Origin of the sequence: Nocardia wallacei, assembly GCF_014466955.1 — a bacterium.
Classification (GTDB): domain Bacteria; phylum Actinomycetota; class Actinomycetes; order Mycobacteriales; family Mycobacteriaceae; genus Nocardia; species Nocardia wallacei.
On record NZ_AP023396.1, the window covers coordinates 5,444,445 to 5,461,146 of the forward strand.

Below are 16,702 nucleotides of genomic sequence, written 5' to 3' on the forward strand. Positions count from 1 at the left end.
GGTAAGGTTACGGAACGGCGACCGTCTGTGTCCAGTAGGCCACAAATCGATCACGAGCGAACTCAGTAGCGGCGCGCACCGGCGTAGGGCATCGACGAGATCGGCGCGACGGACACCGGCTGGCCGTAGGTGGAGGCGTGCACGACGTTGCCGTCACCGACATACAGACCGGAATGGCTGCCGCCGTAGAACGACACCACGTCACCGGGCTGCAGATCGCTCTCCGACACCGGCGAACCCGACTCGAGCTGGGCATAACTGGTGCGCGGCAGGTCGACACCGGCCTGCTGATAGGACCACTGCACCAGGCCCGAGCAGTCGAAAGCGTCCGGTCCGGTGGCACCGTAGGCGTACGGGGTGCCGACCCGGGTCAGTGCGGCATCGGCGGCGCGCTGGCCGACCGACTGCTGCGGCGCGGGGGCGAAGCCGGGCAGTTCGATGCCCGGGGGGAGGACACCCGGCGGAATCTGGGCGAGAACCTCGTCCGGCACGTCGAAGCTTCCGACGCCCGGAACGGTGACCGGCGCGGCCGAGGCGGGCGCCGAGGGCAGCAGCAGTGCGCTGAGGGTTGCTGCGCCAAAGGCTCCGGCCGCAACGGCCCGCTGGGCCGTGCGAGGCAGCCCCTGAACCTGTCGCTTGATCGCCATGATGCGGTACTCCTCATCTGCCCCACGACGCCGCACCCGGTGGTGCGTCGGACTCCGTGAGGTCTCAGGAAGATTACGAGCACATAACGGTCCGTTGTAAAGCCGCGACCGGACACATGGCGATCAATTCATGAATTCGACGCTCCCGGACTGTGACATATCTCGCACCAATCACGAACAGATAACGCAACGCGACTACCAGCGGATTCGCTTCTGCCGACGGGCGTGGCGGCAGTCCGGCTCGATCACGGGTGCACGCGGCGTTAATTCATGGAATCGGCACGTCGATGATGCCGTTCCGACAGCAAGACAACCGATCGGTTTGTGTAGCGTGATCTGCGCGGGCGACATGCGGCGACACGCCCGAATCCGGGCACGGACCTTATCGAGGGCACGTCGGCGATTGATTCGTTTTCTAAATGAATGTGACCCTGGTCACATTTCCGCATAATCCGGCAATCCGAACCTCGCATCTCGAAACCTCGAGGTTGGTCGAGGCGCATCGCCGCACCGGGACGTACCTGTCGGACCCCCGCCTTACGCTGCACGCCGTGCCCCCGACCGCATTCGATGCGACGCCCGGCGGTCCGCGTCCGGCTCAGCTGGCCTTCGACGATCTGGATACGCCGCTGTTCGACACCACCTTCGTCGTCGTCGACCTGGAGACCACCGGCACCAGCCCCGAACGCGACGCCATCACCGAGATCGGCGCGGTCAAGGTGCGCGGCGGCGAGGTGCTCGGCGAGTTCGCCACGCTGGTGAATCCGGGGTGCGCGATCCCGCCGCAGATCATCCAGGTCACGGGGATCACGACGGCGATGGTTCTGGACGCGCCGCGGATCGAGGCGGTGCTGCCCGGATTCCTCGAATTCGCCGCGGGCGCAGTCCTGGTCGCGCACAACGCCCGCTTCGACACCGGATTCCTGAAGGCCGCGGCCGCGCGATGCGCGGCCGCGTGGCCCGCGTTCCAGGTGCTGTGCACGGTGCAGTTGGCCCGGCGGATCCTGGCCCGGGACGAGGCCCCGACCGTCCGCCTGTCGGCGCTGGCGCAGTTGCTCGGCGCGTCCACCCGCCCGACCCACCGCGCGCTGGACGACGCTCGCGCCACCGTGGACGTGCTGCACGCGCTGATCGAGCGGGTCGGCAATCTCGGCGTGCACAGCCTCACCGAATTGATCGACTATCTGCCCGAGGTGAGCCGCCGCCAGCGGTCCAAGCGCTTCCTCGCCGCCGACCTGCCCGCGGTCCCCGGGGTGTATCTGTTCCGCGGGCCCTCGGACGAAGTCCTCTATATAGGGACGGCGGTGAATCTGCGCCGGCGCGTGCGCAGCTACTTCACCGGCTCCGAAACGCGCACCCGCATGCGGGAGATGGTGGCGCTGGCGACCCGGGTCGACCACGTGCCCTGTGCGCACGGCCTGGAGGCCGGGGTGCGCGAGCTGCGGCTGCTGGTCGCGCACACGCCGCCGTACAACCGGCGCTCGAAATTCCCCAAGCGGGCCTGGTGGCTGACGCTCACCGCCGAGCCCTTCCCCCGCTTCGCGATCACCCGCACGCCGACGTGGGATGCGCTGGGCCCGTTCCATTCCCGCGCCGACGCCGCCGAGGTGGCCGCCCTCGTATCCGAATACTGCGGCCTGCGCACCTGCACCGCGCGCCTCCCCCGGCACGCCCGGCACGGCGGCGACTGCCCGCCCGCGGTGGTCGGCGGCTGCCCGGCGAGCGCCGACGGACGGCTGCGGGACGCCGACGAGTACGCGGGGGCACCGCGAGCGGTGCGCGACCTGTTCACCGGCCGCAGCGACGCACCACTGCGGCTGATCCGCGACCGGATCGAAAACTACGCCGCCGCCGAACATTTCGAGGGCGCGGCCCGGCTACGCGACCACCTCGCCGCCCTCGTGCGCGCCCTGCGCCGGACCCAGCGCCTCGCGGCCTTGGCCCGCATCGCCGAACTGATCGCCGCCCGCCCCGACGGCTCCGGCGGCTGGGAATTCGCGGTCGTCCGCTACGGCCGCCTGGCCGCCGCGGGCACCGCCGCCCGCGGCACCGCCCCCATGCCGATCGTCGAATCCCTGGTCGCCTCCGCCGAAACCGTCCTCCCCGCCAGATCCGACACGGCCCCGGGCGATCCGGCACGCCCGCGCCACACACCGGACGACGGTCCGGCCTCCCCACCGGTCCCCCAGGCCGAAAACCCCAGCTTGGAACTCGACCTCACCCCGCACCACGACCCTCTCTCCGACCCGCGCTACCCACCCCTCCGCGGCGCCCCACCGGAGGAAACAGCCCTCATCACCCGCTGGCTCGACCAACCCGGCACCCGCATAGTCCGCACCACCGACGGCTACCACGAACCCCGCCTCGGCGCAGGCACCTGGCTCTCCTGGCTGGGCCGAGCCGAATCCGCTACCCGCACAGAGGCTTTGGGCCAGGACTACACCTCCCACACCTGAGGGCCGTGGCGCTCACAGCTACACACTTCCCCTGTAAGAACTCCGGTACACACCCCCCTGACGAACTCCGGATTACCACCACTTACAGCTTCGTCGGTCCCTGACTCCCCCTCACCATCGCCCCGAACTCGATCGCCCACCGCACAGCAGCCGAAATGGTGTCAATTTTCGGCTCGAATGTTCAGAGCGCCGTCCAGGTCCAGGGCTTCGGTATTGATCCTCGCAGACACGCGATGCGGTGATGGGCCTCGGCAGCAGCAGCTCGCCCGGAGTCTGTTCGACCGATCGCGAAACCTACCCACCGAAGCTCTTGTATGTCGGCGAGCACACGATAGCCCGACCATCGGGTTACGTCGTAGCCTCCATAGGCATCGACAAAGTCTCGATACTGGCTATCGGTGATCCGCCGGAAGTCCGTGTAGTCGACCGCCAACTGCACGAGATCCCACTCGCGCTGACCCAGCGATACTTTGTCGAGGTCGAGCAGAACAGGATCGGTCGAACGCGGTACGACAAGGTTCCCTTGCCACGCGTCCCCGTGAATCACGCAATGCTCGGTCGCGTCGATCTCGTTGTAAAGGTCCCACTGAGGTTCCCCCGCCGAGCCGGAGAGCGGATTATCTGGTTCCGGCCAGAACCCGTTGATGGTAGCTGGCTTCGTACTCGTCGGGTGATCGCCAATCCAGCTTCTTCTGGATGCGCTGGGTGTTGTACCAGCCGTCGATGTAGGAGAACAAGGCGTTCTCCGCGTCTTCCCTTGTGCGCCAGGAGTTCCGGTACACCAGCTCGGTCTTCAGTGTGGAGAAGAAGTTCTCCATGAGCGCATTGTCGTAGCTGTCTCCGACCGACCCCATCGACTGGGCTATTCCGTTGTCGGCCAACCTGTTTGCGAACCGAATGGCTGTGTAGGTCGAGCCGCGATCGGAATGATGGACCAGTTGTCCGTCACGCACATCCCGCACCCACACCGCGTATTCCCGGGCCCCGAGTACCAGCTCGGTGTCGCAGCGGTCGGAGCATTTCCAGCCCACGATCCGGTTGGAGAACGCGTCCCGGACCGCCGCCAGCCAGAACACGCCCTCGCCGGTCGGGATCCGCGTCGCATCCGCCACCCGCAACCGGTCCGGGGTGTCCGCGGTGAAGTCACGGTTGACCAGATCCGGTGCCGGCGTGGCGCGGCGGTCCTGCCGCGTCGAGGGAATACGCCATTTTCTTACGCAGGAACGCGCCCTGCAGCCCCGCCCGCCGCATCAGCCGCTCGACTCGTTTGCGGCCGACCGCGATACCGCGGCGGCGCAGCATCGCGTGCACTCGCGGCGATCCGTAGGTGCCGCCGGAGCTGGTGTGGATATCGACGATCTCAGCCAGCAATTGTTCGTCGGCCAGCCGCCGCCGCGAGGGGTTCTTGGCCTGGGCCAGCCATCCATAGAACGTCGACGACGCGATGCCCAGCACCCGCAATACGAGCTCGACCGAGTGCTGCGGGTGATCTTTCACGAACCGCACGATCACCTCCGGGTCTGGCCGGGCTCCGACGCGAAATACGCACTCGCATCACGCAATACGGCGTTCACGCGTTCGAGTTCAGCGACCCGCTTGCGTAGTTGCTTGTTCTCTTCGGCCATGTCGGTCGTCGGCCGATCGCTACGCTCGCCGGCGTCCGCTTCGGCCTGGCGGATCCAGTTCCGCAGAGCCTCGTGATGCACCCCCAGCTGCGCGGCCAGCTTCCGGATCGTCGGCTTGGGATCCGCATCCCGATACAACCTGACCGCCCGAGCCCTCAACTCGTCCGGATACTTCTTCGATGCTGCCACTGATGAACTCCTTCCGGCCCCTATCGGACCACGTCAGAGCTCTCCGTGAAAGCGGGGGAACCTCAGAGTCTCCCACTGTTGTTGCAGCACAGCGAGGTCCGCTGCCAACCGCTGCTGAATCACCGCCGCGCCGTGGCTCATGTAGTCGGTGCCATATCGAGCCAGCTCGGCCTCCCACTCTTCGAGGCTCGGGCCTGCGTGATGCAAGCGTGGCGAAAAGCCTCGAGAAAGGAGCTGGGACGCCACGACCGGTGCTATCGACGTAGCAGCTGGATATGACAGGAATTCACGAACGATCATGGCAGGTTCTCCACAAAGGTTGTGGGCAATATTATGGTCAGGCCGAAGGGTAATTTCTTGTACGAACTTCTTGGGCGATCAACCTTGAAAGCGATTCGTGTGATTCAGAGCTCAGATGCGTTCCATCGTACCCCGCGTGCGCAACGGTAGACGCATCTAAGAACAGAGCGCCACGTTTGTCAGCGAGGCGGCTTATCACCGCGGCGAGCGCACGTGATTTGCATACCGAATCAGCATTGTATTCCGAACTGTTCTCGACAAACCCAGGCTTGGTAGCATCGAGATGAATGGGGCCGACCAAAAGGGTTACGGGCACGCCACCTGTGCGGGTCCAAGCCGTGCTCGCAATGCAGTCCACGTAACTATCCAGCGCGGCGGCGATATTATCCGGGCTTCGATCGAACCTGGCTTTGAGGTCGTTTGTCCCAAGCATGATAATTACTATGCCCAACGGCGAATGGCTGCGCAGGCATCGTTGAAAATACGTAAGCCCATTTCGATCGTTACGCTCCGGGTCGTCCAAATCTGTCGTACGGCCCCCAAGACCTTCCTCGATAATCGAATACCCGTCTCCCAATAGCTCTTGGAGCCGACCAGTCCAGCGAATGTCAATAGGCCATCTACCAGGCCCTTCCGCGCGTTGGCCGAAAGTGTTCGAGCGCCGAAACACAGAACAGTAAAGGCGGAGGGGTTAACGATCATGCGATGAATCCGATCGTTTGCGTGCTTCCGCGACGGCATCTGTGTAAAGCTCGGTGGTCAGCTCCTCTTCCGAGACACCGAGTTCGGCCAGCACGGCCCGGAGATCACGCAGAACGGCGTCGACGTTCTTCTCAGCGGCTTGCGCCTCCAGCTCGAGGAATGTGCCGTCGATCTCGGGTACTGTTACGAATGTCGCGAGCAGTTCGTGGCCATGGCTGACGAACCGGAAGTTCTCGCACCGCTTTGTCAGCTCTATGACGGGTGTGTACCCCAGCCGCGCGATGATTTCCTCGGTCTGCTCCCGCTCGCCAACTACGGTCTCGAACTCGGGTTTGGAGCCGGTCTCGGAGTCGACGGCAGGGTCCTTGTAGGTCAGCAGGTGTCGAGTTTCGTCCTCACCACTGATGGTTCGCAAACGGAATTCCCGACCATCTCCACCGAGTTTGCCATCGCAGTCGAAATATACATCTCGGTAGGAAACCGTCTCGGATCCGGTTCGCTCCTGCAGCTTCGCGCGAACCGCTTCCGGGTTGCTGAGCCGTGCTTTGTATTCCGCTTCTATCATGAATCGACTCCAACCGGCTCAAATGATACGGGTCGCGCTCAACAGAGCTTGTTCCATCGTACTTATGAATGCGCTGTGCAGCACTCCCTGGTCGTTGGGCTCCACGCGGTGTGTGGGTGCGGCGTGACCTTCGCGATTCACCGTGAACGCCGAGACGAAGAGAACGTGATCAATTTTGATAATCCGCCACACCGGGACATGGCTGTATGTGTAGATCGCGACTGATCTTCCGGTATCCGCGAGTTCCTTGATGCGCGCTATCGACAGCTGTATGCCCGCCGTAAAGGACTCGACCGACTCTCCGATCGACTCGGCTCGTGCGGCTACCGCTTCGGACTCCGGGTCCAATAACAGCACCCGAATTCTTGCTCCTTCCGGTATCGAATCGCGTAGTAGCGAACCATTGAGGCCAAGAATCCCCAATCCTCTGATTGCCATAACGTCGATCGTGTCGGCGTTGACAGTCAGGCCCCGAATCTCCCGCGTGGCTTCGGCCTGAGAGCGGTACGTTGTGCTGATTTCGGCTCGCTTGCGCGACGATCCGGCCTCGGCACGCAATGCTGTCAACTCGCCACCGGCGCACAGCGCCATGTCGATAGCCGAGACAAGCTCTGCTGATGGAAGACCACTGTTCTCCCACTCGGCCATGGAGACGTATTGGCGTGAATACCCTACCCTGGCCGCTAATTCACGCTGGCTCATACCCGCGTCGAGCCGCAAACGTTTGATTTCACGTGCAAGTTCGTCGGCAACGGCAGCCGTCGGTTGTGCCGCACGGCTCGCTGTGTCGGTCGGCCCCCTGCTCATTGGCTCATTCTGACTCACCGCATGGCCATGGCAAGCCGGTTTCGGTCGACTTGCCATCTTTCTTGCCTGGTGCGGGGCCGGGTTTGCTCGATATGGGCACGCGATTCCGCAGCGTGAATCGAGTGGGCCGCAAGTCGTACAGCGACGATCCGCCACGGTGTACCGCCATGAGAAAGGCAATGTTATGCGCCATCAGCCGACTGCGCTGGGTTGGGTAGAAACCGAGGTATCCGATGCTCCGATGTGGGACCGAGCCCAGGTGCGCCGCCTGGCGCGGCATCTCGGGTATGTGGTGGTTTGGCCGGAGCCATCGGTGATTCCGCTAGTGGACCAGGTGCGGGCGGCTGATGTCGATGTGGTGATCACGCCGTCACCCGGGCATTTGAGCCCGCTTGTGCTGAACGCGGTGCTGTACGTCGCTGAGATCGAAACGTGTTCTCCGCGGCTTAGTTTCGCTCGTTGGACGGCGTTGCGGGAAGGTGTATTCGCGTGACGACCGACCGGGGGCAGAGCGGGCGGGAAATGTCCGCGTTCTGGTGGACATACAGCGCGCCGATCGGACCGCTGACGCCTCACCACGCCCACGCGATCATGCAGATGCATCTGGAGTGCCGAGTGGAGGACTGCGCGCGTAAGAGCGCCGCGTTTCGAGCTTGGTCGAGGCGGGCCGGATCAAGCCGGACTCCGGGTGCGGTGCCGAGGTCCCCGCATCCCGGCGCGCAATAGACTCGAACCCATGATTACCGCGATCGTGTTGATCCATGCCGAGGCTGCCCGCATTCCGGAGACCGCGCAGGCGCTGGCCAGTCTGGACGGCGTGGCCGAGGTGTACTCGTGTGCGGGAGATGTCGATCTGATCGCGGTGGTGCGGGTGCGGGACCATGAGCAGATCGCGGAGGTGGTGACGGGACGGATCAACAAGACGGCGGGTGTGCTGCGTACCGCCACGCATATAGCGTTCAAGTCCTACTCTCAGGCGGACGTCGAGGCCGGATTCTCCATCGGCGAATAACTGACGAACAACGCCCGCCCGCCATCGAGTAAGGCCCGGCGCGGGCCACCGCGGACGGGACGGCAACAAGAACCGGCCCCGAGTCGATCGACTCGGGGCCGGTTGCTTACCCGGACTCAGTGCCCGTGCTTGTCACCCTTGCCACTGACCTGATCCTGGTACTCGGCCAGAATCTCCAGCTGCTTGTGGTGCTCCTGCTTCTCGTAGGAGGTGAGCTCCTCGGCCTGCTCGGCGGGGTCGGCGCGGAGGAACGAACCCAGGCCGGGCTTGCCGGCCGAACCGAGCTTGTTCATCTTCTTCGGCACCGGCGCGCCCTGGTACTCCAGCGGAATCGGGTGGCCGTGGCCGTCGACGGGGCCGAGCGGCTGGTGCACCTCGATGTACTCACCGTGCGGCAGTCGCTTGATCACGCCGGTCTCGATGCCGTGCTCCAGCACCGCGCGGTCGCTGCGCTGCAGGCCCAGGCACATCCGGTAGGCCAGGAAGTAGGCCAGCGGCGGCGCCACCAGCAGCCCGATGCGGAAGATCCACGTCGTCGCGTTCAGCGAGATGTCGAACTTGAAGGCCACGATGTCGTTGACACACGCCAGGGTCAGCACCAGGTAGAACGCGATGGCCATGGCGCCGATCGCGGTCCGCACCGGCACGTCGCGGGGCCGCTGCACGATGTTGTGAATGGCGTCGTCACCGGTGAGCCGCTTCTCGATCCACGGGTAGGCGATCAGCACCATGAACACCAGGCCCATGATCATCGCCACCCAGAACACCGCCGGAACGGTGTAGCGGCCCAGATACAACTCCCACGGCGGCATCAGACGCGCCAGGCCGTCGGTCCACATCATGTAGAAGTCGGGCTGCGAACCCGCCGACACCTGAGAGGGGTTGTAGGGACCCAGGTTCCAGATCGGGTTGATCTGCAGCACGCCGCCCATGATGGCGACTACGCCGAGGGTGAACATGAAGAACGCGCCCTGGTCGGCGGCGAACACCGGCACGATGCGCGCGCCCACCACGTTCTTCTCGGTGCGGCCGGGGCCGGGGAACTGGGTGTGCTTCTGGTACCACACCAGCGCCACGTGCGCCGCGATCAGCGCCAGGATGATGCCGGGGAACAGCAGCACATGCGCGATGTACAGGCGCGGAATGATGATCTCGCCCGGGAAGTCGCCACCGAACATCAGCCAGTGCAACCAGGTGCCGATCAGCGGGATACCGATCGTGATGCCCGAGAACGCCGCGCGCAGACCGGTACCCGACAGCAGGTCGTCGGGCAGCGAGTAGCCGAAGAAGCCCTCGAACATCGCCAGGATCAGCAGCAGCGAGCCGATCACCCAGTTCGCCTCGCGCGGCTTGCGGAACGCGCCGGTGAAGAAGATGCGGAACAGATGGATGATGATCGACGCCGCGAACAGCAGCGCCGCCCAGTGGTGCACCTGCCGCACGAACAGGCCGCCGCGCACCTCGAAGGAGATGTCCAGGGCGGTCTCGAAGGCGCGCGACATGGTGACGCCGCGCAGCGGCTGATACGCGCCGTCGTAGACGACCTCGCTCATCGACGGATCGAAGAACAGGGTCAGGTACACACCCGACAGCAGCAGGATGATGAACGCGTACAGCGCGATCTCACCGAGCAGGAACGACCAGTGGGTCGGGAAGACCTTGTTGATCGACCGCTTGACGAACGCCGCCGCGCGGTAGCGCTCGTCCATCTCATTTGCCTGTGCGGCAATCTTGCTCGGGCTCATGCCTGCACCTCGCTAGCGCTCGGTGCACGCATGTGCCCTGCACGCTGTGTCGATGATTCGCTCGCAAGCTCGCTCATGAACGACGCTCCCAGTAAGCCGGTCCGAGCGGCTCGATGAAGTCGCCGTTGGCGACCAGGTAGCCCTCGGAGTTGACGGTGATCGGCAGCTGCGGCAGCGCGCGGGCGGCGGGACCGAAGACCGGCTTACCCCACTCGGTGGCCGAGAACTGCGACTGGTGGCAGGGGCACAGGATCCGGTTGGTCTGCTGCTCGAACAGCGAGGTCGGGCAGCCCAGGTGGGTGCAGATCTTCGAGTAGGCGAAGTAGTCGCCGTAGTTGAAGCTCTCCTGGCCCTTGCGCTTGACCGCCTTCTGCGCGTCCTCGGTGCGCAGCCGGATCAGCATGACCGCGTTGCGGATGCCGCGCAGCGACTGCAGGGTCTCGTGCTCGTCGCCCCGCCACTCCTCTTTCCAGGGGAAGACGGTTTCCATGGCGCCGGCGTCGAGATCCTCCGGACGCACCAGCACGACATCCTCCGGACGGCCGGTGTCCTTGCGGATGTAGATGGTCTGGCCCGGGTAGTCCGGCGTCCAGCCCGACACCCACAGCGGGGACTTGTCGCCCTTGGCCCACGGGTTCTTGATCAAGCCGCCGACGAACAGGAACAGCGCGCCGACGCCGAGCACGCCCGCGCCCAGGCCCGCGGTGCGGGTGATCATCTTGCGGCGGCCCAGCGTCGAGGTCTCGGCCGCGTCCTTGAGCTGCGCGGCCAAGGTGCGGCGCTCCACCTCGGGCGACTTGCCGTCGTGGCGGTCCTGGATCGAGATCTCTTGCGGGATGAACTTCTTGCGGATCAGCACCACCGCGATACCGATCGCCAGCACCGCGACGCCCAGCGTGATGCCGTAGAGCGGCGTGGTCAGCGAGTAGATGCCCGCGCCGTCCTCGTGGCGGCTCTTGTACTCCCAGGGCCAGAACAGGAACACCCCGATGAGCGCCAGCGCGGCGAGCGTGGATACCGCGAACCAGAAGGCCACCTGCCGCTCGGCCCGCTTCTCCGCCTTGGTGCCCGGAACCGGCCAGCGCGGCGCGCGGTAGACGACGTCCACCCCGTCGCGCTTGGTGCCGAGGGCGACCAGCTCCTCCTGCGTCATCGCGTCGAGCTGTTCCTCGGTGGGGTTCAGGTCGTCCCCAGGCTTGCCGTCCTCAGGCCGCCCCATGTCGTTTCGCTCCTGTTCGTTGGTCTCGCGCTCGCTCATGAGCGGGATCCGATCCACATCGCCGAGCCGACCAGGGCAACGATACCGACGACCCAGATGGCCAGGCCCTCGGTCGCGGGGCCGAAGCCGCCGAGACCGTAGCCGCCCTCGGGCTTGGATTCGGTGCGGTCCTTGACATAGGCGACGATGTCGCGCTTCTCCTCCGGCGACAGCTGCCGATCGGAGAACTTCGGCATGTTCTGCGGGCCGGTCAGCATCGCGGTGTAGATCTGCTGCTCGCTGGCTGGGCCGAGCGGCGGCGCGAACTTGCCGGACGACAGCGCGCCACCCTTGCCGGTGAAGTTGTGGCAGGACGCGCAGTTCATCCGGAACAGCTCACCGCCGCGGCCCAGGTCGGCACCCTTGATCAGCGACTCCTGCGCGATCTCGCCGTTCGGGTCGCGTACCACGGTGGGGCCGCCGCCGTTGGCCGCGACGTAGGCGCTCAGCGCGTCGGTCTGGCGCTCGTCGAACTTCTCGGGCTTGCGCACGATCTGCGAGCTGTTGGCAGCGGCGGGCATGCGACCGGTGGAGACCTGGAAGTACACCGCCGCCTCGCCGACGCCGATCAGGCTGGGGCCGCGGTCCTGCACACCCTGCAGATTCGCGCCGTGGCAGGTGATGCAGGAGGTGTCGTAGATCTGCTTGCCCTCGCGAATCAACGCGGACTGGTCCTCGTTCGCCGTCGCGACCTGCGCGCGAGGGGTCAGCGCCGACGCCGCGAACCCGGCACCGACAAGACCCATCAGCAGCACCAGGCCGCCCGCCAGCCGACGGCGCATCCGGCGCTGCTTGCGGGTCTTGGTGGCCTGGCTGTCCCGAGCGCTGCCGACCCCAGGGCTGGTGGGATCTGGCGCTGACGGAGGAGATGAACTCATCTGTGTCCCTTTGAAGTAGACGGAACCGACTGATGCTGAGGCTGGTGCTCGTCGAAGACCAGGAGGTCCTAGCGGACGAAGTAGATCGTGGCGAACAGCCCGATCCACACGATGTCGACGAAGTGCCAGTAGTAGGAGACGACGATCGCCGCGGTGGCCTGGGCCGGCGTGAACTTGCTGATCCTGGTGCGGACCAGCAGGAAGAGGAACGCGATGAGACCGCCGATGACGTGCAGACCGTGGAAACCGGTGGTGATGTAGAACACCGACCCGTACACGCTGCTCGAGATCGAGGTGCCCTCGTGCACGAGGTTCATGTACTCGTAGCCCTGACCGCCCACGAAGAACGCGCCCATGATGAAGGTCAGCACATACCAGCGCCGCAGCCCGAAGACGTCGCCCCGCTCCGCCGCGAACACGCCCATCTGGCAGGTGAACGACGACGCGACCAGCACCGCCGTGACCGGGACGGCCAGCTTCAGGTTCAGCTCGGTCGGTTCCGGCGGCCAGTTGCCGTGAGCCTGGGCCCGGGCGACGAAGTACATGGCGAAGAGGCCGGCGAAGAACATCAGCTCGCTCGACAGCCAGATGATGGTTCCGACGCTGACCATGTTGGGCCGGTTCAGCGAGTGCACACGCTGAGTAATGGCCGATCCTGGGGTCCCTACTGCGGTCGTCACGCGGGTAAGTATGACTCGTCGTAGTACGACAGGCTAAGCCGGGTACGAAACTTGGGGTCGCGTGTCGGAAATCGCACGGCGAGACGAGGTCTCACCACCTCCTCGGCGTGTCACGCGAACACCCAGTTCGGGAGCGGTCCGGCGGGCTCGCGCACCCATCGTCACCAGGGGTCTCGGGGCGGCTGGCCGGGAAAAGAAATCGCCGCGCCCACTAGGCTGCTACGCGGCACTGGATGTGCGAATCCGGACAGGAGACGTTGATGAGCGCGCGCACCTGGCCCCAGATCCTCGGGGCCCTCACCGATGGGGTCGATCTGACCACGGAGGAGGCGGCGTGGGCGATCGACGAGATCTTCTCCGACAACGCCACCCAGGCCCAGATCGCCGCGTTCGGCATCGCCATGAAGATGAAGGGCCCCACCGCCTCGGAGCTGTCCGGCATGGCGCAGGGCATGCTCGGTCACGCCCGCCGGGTGTCGCTGGAGGTCGGCGCGGTCGACATCGTCGGCACCGGCGGTGACCGGTCGGGCACCGTCAATATCTCCACGATGTCGGCGATCGTGGTATCCGCGACCGGGATTCCGGTGGTCAAGCACGGCAACCGGGCGGCCTCGTCCAAGAGCGGCGGCGCCGATGTGCTGGAGGCGCTCGGGGTGCGGATCGCGCTCGGGCCCGAGGCGGTGGCGCGCTCGGTGCACGAGGTCGGCATCGGATTCTGTTTCGCGCCGCTGTTCCACCCCGCGCTGCGGTTCGCCGGTCCCGCGCGCAAGGAGATCGGCATCCCGACCGTGTTCAATGTGCTGGGCCCGCTGACGAATCCGGCCCAGCCGGGCGCCGGGCTGATCGGGTGCGCGTTCGCCGACCTGCTACCGGTGATCGCGGGCGCGTTCGCCGAACGCGGCAGCAACGCGCTGGTGGTGCGCGGCAACGACGGCCTCGACGAGATCACCACGGCCGACACCACCGACGTCTGGGTGGTCGCGGCCGGGCACCTCACCGAGACCACCATCGATCCGACCCGGATCGGTATCCCCCGGGTGCCGCAGGAGGCGCTGCGCGGCGGCGACGCCGACACCAACGCCGTCATCGCGCGCAACATGCTGGCGGGTCAGCCGGGGCCGGTACGCGATGCCGTGCTGGTGAATTCGGCGGCCGCGATCGTCGCCCACGAGCTGACGCCGGAACTCGCGGGCGGGGACATCCACGACGCCTTGGGTGCCGCCCTCGAACGCGTCGCGCGCACCGTCGACTCCGGCGCGGCGGCACAACTGCTCGATCGGTGGGTCGCCTTCACCAATCGGTTCGCGGACGACTGACGGTGGGCCCTCAGGGGCTCAGATCAGGTAGCGCACGATGCTCTCGGCGACGCAGGCCGGTTTGTCGGCGCCCTCCAGTTCCAGGGTGACGGTCCGCTCCGCCTGCACTCCGCCGGGGATGTCGCGCACCGAATCGAGCGTGACGCGGGCGCGGATGCGGCCCCCGACCGGTACCGGGGTGATGAAGCGAACCTTGTTGAGCCCGTAGTTGATTCCCATCCGGATACCGCCCACGGTCGCGGCCTGATTGGTGAGCGGCACCAGCAGCGACAAGGTCAGGAAGCCGTGCGCGATGGTGCGCCCGTAGGGGCCGGTCGCCGCACGGGCGGGGTCGACGTGGATCCACTGGTGGTCGCCGGTGGCGTCGGCGAAGGTGTCGATGCGGTCCTGCTCGATCGTCATCCAGTCGCTGACGCCGATCTCGGTGCCCACCGCCGCCCGCAAGGCGTCCAGATCGGGGAAATCGGTCATGAGTGGCGCTCCTTCGTCTCGCGGTCGCGTGCCTGTGCGTCGGCCCGACGACTACTTCGTACCGTGCCACATCCGCACGCTCACCGAGCAGCAGAGTCGAGCCCTCGCCACCCGACTGGGCGAACTGCTGATCCAGCTGGAGGGCCGCCTGGGCATGCACCGCCGCTGACCGGCCGCGCGCCGACCGATGAGTTTCCGGCGGCCGGGCAGTCTGTACCGCATGGGCAAACTGACCTACGGCATGAATGTCTCGGTGGACGGCTACATCGTGGACAGCAACGGGGATTTTTCCTGGTCGGAGCCGGACGATGAAGTGCACCAGTTCTGGAACGACCGGGTGGGCGAGACCGCGGTGTCGCTGTACGGGCGCAAGCTGTACGAGCTGATGTCGGCCTACTGGCCCACGGCCGAACAGGATCCGGACATCACTCCGGTGACGGCGGAGTACGCCCGATTGTGGCTTGCGATGCCGAAAGTGGTGTTCTCGCAAACCCTTTCGTCGGTGGACTGGAACTCCCGCCTGGAGCGAGGCGATGTGGTCGAGGTCGCCGAGCGGCTCAAGGCCGAGACCGACGGCATCCTGGACGTCGCGGGCGCCACCCTGGCCGCACCGCTGATCCGGGCCGGCCTGGTGGACGAGTACCTGGTGGTCGTCAGCCCCGTCGCGGTCGGCAGCGGCACACCGTTCTTCCCCACGCTCGACCGATGGGTCACCCTCGACCTGGTGGAGAACCGCACCTTCGCCGCGAGCGGCTCGGTCCTCCTCCGCTTCGTCCCGTCCCGCGACTAGGGCTTGTATCGAAGTGGTGAGGGGGGCCGGTTGGCCCGCCCTCACTGGTGTCGTAGCCATTGGTTGATGGCGGCGATGTGGACGGTGGCCAGGTAGCGGACAGCGAGCTTGTCGTATCTCGTGGCGACGGCACGGTGTTGTTTGAGCTGGTTGATGCCCCGTTCGACCGCGTTGCGGTCGCGGTAGATCACGGAGTCGAACGCGGGTGGACGGCCGCCGGTGCGGCCGCGGTTGCGGCGGTGCGCGGCTTGGTCGGCCGGAACGGGAATAGTGACTGCGATGCCGCGGTGCCGCAACCATTCCCGGTTGCTGCGACTGGAATAGGCCTTGTCGGCCAGTACCCGATCCGGTCGTATCCGGGGTCGGCCACCGCCGGGTTTGGGCACGGCGATCGCGTCCAGCACCGCCACCATCTGCGGGTTGTCTCCAGCTTGACCGGGCGTGATCAGCACCGACAGCAGTCGGCAGCCTCGCTCGCAGGCCAGATGCAGCTTGGTCGTCCAGCCGCCCCTGGACCGGCCCAGTCCGTGATCGGTCGGCTCGCTTGCGATTCCGCCGGGCGGCTCTGCCTGCCGATCACCGTCTCGGCGTGCTCCAGCCGCGTGCTGATGAGCCCTGGCGATCGTGGAGTCCACACTCACCTGCCACACGATCTGCCCGGCCGCGTCGGCGAATGCCTGTAGCAACTTCAGGATCAATACCCACACTCCGGCCCGTTGCCAACGCCGGAACAATCCGTACACCGCAGGCCACGAACCGTACTCGACCGGAACGTCCCGCCACGGCGCCCCCACTCGCGTGCGCCACCGGATCCCGTCGATGATCTGCCGTCTCGTCCACGTCGGCGGACGTCCAGCCTTCTTCCCGCGAGGCAACAACGGCTCCAGCCGTGCCCACTGGGCATCGGTCAGATCCGCTCGCCCCGTCACCGCTACTGTGGCCACGAGGTCTCCGGCACTATTCAGGTTTGTTTGGTCGCTAACCCGAATACCGGAGACCTCACCTATATGCCAACGCGGGCAACGCCTTCCGCCACTGGCTGGCACCGCGCAGCGGTGCCAGCCAGCACCTACTTCGATACAAGCCCTAGTCCCGCCCACGCAACCCGACCCGCAGCCTTCCGAAGCGCGACCAGTCCCGCCTCCACAACCCGACCTGCTACCTTCCGACGCACGACCAGTCCCGCCCACACGACCCGACCCGCGACCTTCCGATGCAAGACCAGGTCCGCCTACGCAAAGCGATCCGCGACCCGCTGGGG

Annotated in this window: 20 protein-coding genes; 6 read left to right on the plus strand and 14 right to left on the minus strand. The window is 66.0% G+C overall.

Annotation, left to right across the window (positions count from 1 at the left end):
- Positions 1-62 precede the first annotated feature (62 nt).
- Complete coding sequence (locus NWFMUON74_RS23930; protein ID WP_187684038.1) at positions 63-647, minus strand: C40 family peptidase; 585 nt, start codon at positions 645-647, stop codon at positions 63-65.
- A gap of 551 nt (positions 648-1,198) precedes the next feature.
- Here NWFMUON74_RS23930 and NWFMUON74_RS23935 point away from each other — a divergent pair.
- Positions 1,199-3,103 carry a DEDD exonuclease domain-containing protein gene (locus NWFMUON74_RS23935; RefSeq protein WP_232110561.1) on the plus strand — a complete coding sequence of 635 codons (1,905 nt, stop codon included), beginning with the start codon at positions 1,199-1,201 and terminating at the stop codon, positions 3,101-3,103.
- A gap of 181 nt (positions 3,104-3,284) precedes the next feature.
- On the opposite strand, the gene NWFMUON74_RS23940 is transcribed toward NWFMUON74_RS23935, so the two are convergent.
- The 7 genes from NWFMUON74_RS23940 to NWFMUON74_RS23970 form a co-directional block, all read right to left on the minus strand.
- Positions 3,285-3,650 carry a phosphotransferase family protein gene (locus NWFMUON74_RS23940; RefSeq protein ID WP_232110562.1) on the minus strand — a complete coding sequence of 122 codons (366 nt, stop codon included), beginning with the start codon at positions 3,648-3,650 and terminating at the stop codon, positions 3,285-3,287.
- 70 nt (positions 3,651-3,720) lie between these two features.
- On the minus strand, positions 3,721-4,305 hold the full coding sequence (locus tag NWFMUON74_RS23945; protein ID WP_187689379.1) for an IS3 family transposase: 585 nt from the start codon (positions 4,303-4,305) through the stop codon (positions 3,721-3,723).
- Positions 4,247-4,609, minus strand: a complete 363-nt coding sequence (locus tag NWFMUON74_RS23950; RefSeq protein WP_187683990.1) for an IS3 family transposase — start codon at positions 4,607-4,609, stop codon at positions 4,247-4,249. The genes NWFMUON74_RS23945 and NWFMUON74_RS23950 overlap by 59 nt, the downstream gene beginning before the upstream one ends.
- A 2-nt stretch (positions 4,610-4,611) precedes the next feature.
- A complete protein-coding gene (locus tag NWFMUON74_RS23955) occupies positions 4,612-4,917 on the minus strand; it encodes a transposase (protein WP_187684040.1) in 306 nt (101 codons plus the stop codon).
- Positions 4,918-5,254: 337 nt separating this feature from the next.
- Complete coding sequence (locus NWFMUON74_RS23960) at positions 5,255-5,887, minus strand: GDSL-type esterase/lipase family protein (RefSeq protein WP_197986904.1); 633 nt, start codon at positions 5,885-5,887, stop codon at positions 5,255-5,257.
- Between the two features lie 21 nt (positions 5,888-5,908).
- Positions 5,909-6,484 (minus strand): class IV adenylate cyclase, encoded by a 576-nt coding sequence (locus NWFMUON74_RS23965; RefSeq protein ID WP_187684041.1) that lies wholly within the window; start codon positions 6,482-6,484, stop codon positions 5,909-5,911.
- 18 nt (positions 6,485-6,502) lie between these two features.
- Positions 6,503-7,291 (minus strand): helix-turn-helix transcriptional regulator, encoded by a 789-nt coding sequence (locus tag NWFMUON74_RS23970; protein ID WP_187684042.1) that lies wholly within the window; start codon positions 7,289-7,291, stop codon positions 6,503-6,505.
- 157 nt (positions 7,292-7,448) lie between these two features.
- On the opposite strand from NWFMUON74_RS23970, the gene NWFMUON74_RS23975 reads away from it, so the two are divergent.
- Positions 7,449-7,784, plus strand: coding sequence for a hypothetical protein (locus NWFMUON74_RS23975; RefSeq protein WP_232110563.1), 336 nt, complete (start codon positions 7,449-7,451; stop codon positions 7,782-7,784).
- Positions 7,785-8,027: 243 nt separating this feature from the next.
- Complete coding sequence (locus NWFMUON74_RS23980; RefSeq protein ID WP_187684043.1) at positions 8,028-8,303, plus strand: Lrp/AsnC family transcriptional regulator; 276 nt, start codon at positions 8,028-8,030, stop codon at positions 8,301-8,303.
- A gap of 116 nt (positions 8,304-8,419) precedes the next feature.
- Here NWFMUON74_RS23980 and qcrB read toward each other — a convergent pair whose 3' ends face one another.
- The 4 genes from qcrB to ctaE all read right to left on the minus strand — a co-directional run bounded on the left by qcrB (position 8,420) and on the right by ctaE (position 12,864).
- The gene (gene qcrB, locus NWFMUON74_RS23985; protein ID WP_187684044.1) at positions 8,420-10,048 is read right to left on the minus strand and encodes a cytochrome bc1 complex cytochrome b subunit; all 1,629 of its coding nucleotides are present in this window, start codon (positions 10,046-10,048) and stop codon (positions 8,420-8,422) included.
- 73 nt (positions 10,049-10,121) lie between these two features.
- Positions 10,122-11,267 carry a cytochrome bc1 complex Rieske iron-sulfur subunit gene (qcrA, locus tag NWFMUON74_RS23990; protein WP_187689390.1) on the minus strand — a complete coding sequence of 382 codons (1,146 nt, stop codon included), beginning with the start codon at positions 11,265-11,267 and terminating at the stop codon, positions 10,122-10,124.
- 35 nt (positions 11,268-11,302) lie between these two features.
- Positions 11,303-12,184 (minus strand): cytochrome bc1 complex diheme cytochrome c subunit, encoded by an 882-nt coding sequence (qcrC, locus tag NWFMUON74_RS23995; RefSeq protein WP_187684045.1) that lies wholly within the window; start codon positions 12,182-12,184, stop codon positions 11,303-11,305.
- Positions 12,185-12,252: 68 nt separating this feature from the next.
- Positions 12,253-12,864 carry an aa3-type cytochrome oxidase subunit III gene (gene ctaE, locus NWFMUON74_RS24000; protein WP_187684046.1) on the minus strand — a complete coding sequence of 204 codons (612 nt, stop codon included), beginning with the start codon at positions 12,862-12,864 and terminating at the stop codon, positions 12,253-12,255.
- 260 nt (positions 12,865-13,124) lie between these two features.
- On the opposite strand from ctaE, the gene trpD reads away from it, so the two are divergent.
- Positions 13,125-14,180 carry an anthranilate phosphoribosyltransferase gene (gene trpD / locus NWFMUON74_RS24005; protein WP_187684047.1) on the plus strand — a complete coding sequence of 352 codons (1,056 nt, stop codon included), beginning with the start codon at positions 13,125-13,127 and terminating at the stop codon, positions 14,178-14,180.
- Between the two features lie 18 nt (positions 14,181-14,198).
- Here trpD and NWFMUON74_RS24010 read toward each other — a convergent pair whose 3' ends face one another.
- Positions 14,199-14,651, minus strand: coding sequence for a MaoC family dehydratase (locus NWFMUON74_RS24010; protein WP_187684048.1), 453 nt, complete (start codon positions 14,649-14,651; stop codon positions 14,199-14,201).
- Positions 14,652-14,679: 28 nt separating this feature from the next.
- On the opposite strand from NWFMUON74_RS24010, the gene NWFMUON74_RS24015 reads away from it, so the two are divergent.
- On the plus strand, positions 14,680-14,820 hold the full coding sequence (locus NWFMUON74_RS24015; RefSeq protein WP_187684049.1) for a hypothetical protein: 141 nt from the start codon (positions 14,680-14,682) through the stop codon (positions 14,818-14,820).
- Between the two features lie 51 nt (positions 14,821-14,871).
- On the plus strand, positions 14,872-15,441 hold the full coding sequence (locus NWFMUON74_RS24020; protein ID WP_187684050.1) for a dihydrofolate reductase family protein: 570 nt from the start codon (positions 14,872-14,874) through the stop codon (positions 15,439-15,441).
- A gap of 41 nt (positions 15,442-15,482) precedes the next feature.
- Here the strand turns inward: NWFMUON74_RS24020 and NWFMUON74_RS24025 are convergent, their stop codons facing one another.
- Entirely contained in the window at positions 15,483-16,385 is a 903-nt protein-coding gene (locus NWFMUON74_RS24025; protein WP_187684051.1) for an IS5 family transposase, read from the minus strand.
- Positions 16,386-16,702: the final 317 nt, after the last annotated feature.